Below are 409 nucleotides of genomic sequence, written 5' to 3'. Positions count from 1 at the left end.
ACCCTGGAGAGGTCCGTCATGAAATTCCATGCATCCACGACCTCCCCGGGGTCGACCTCCCGCCCTGAATCTACAGACGAGATCAGCGAGTCGAGGTCAATGACGGACTCTCCTTCCCAGTCCAGGACTCGGCCGCGCGCGGCAACCTGACCCTCCAGCCCTTCCTTGCTGCTGTCGCAGACAGGCCTTCCATTGCTGGACATCACCCGATCATGGTCACCTGATACCCAGGCAAACCAGATGATCCGCATTCCCCCTGCAACGCCGACCGGATATATCGCTTCCACTATCGATTCCTGCTCAGATGGTTCCATCCATCCCGGGCTCTCACGGGAGGTGCAGCCGCTCCGATGGTAACGCCAAACTCGATTACCGATGACCTGCGGAGCCTCCAGCGACCGGCACTACC

1 protein-coding gene is annotated in these 409 nt (G+C 60.4%); it reads right to left on the bottom strand.

Going from position 1 to position 409, the window contains the following annotated elements; translation table 11 throughout:
* Positions 1-314 (bottom strand): hypothetical protein (locus tag D7X55_RS45240; protein WP_233610484.1); only part of this gene is annotated, 314 nt, incomplete at its 3' end.
* Positions 315-409: the final 95 nt, after the last annotated feature.

It is taken from the genome of Corallococcus sp. AB049A, from assembly GCF_003668885.1.
In the GTDB taxonomy this organism is placed as follows: domain Bacteria; phylum Myxococcota; class Myxococcia; order Myxococcales; family Myxococcaceae; genus Corallococcus; species Corallococcus interemptor.
The sequence above is the reverse complement of the archived record's forward strand: the minus strand, read 5'-3'. Positions and strand labels throughout refer to the sequence as shown.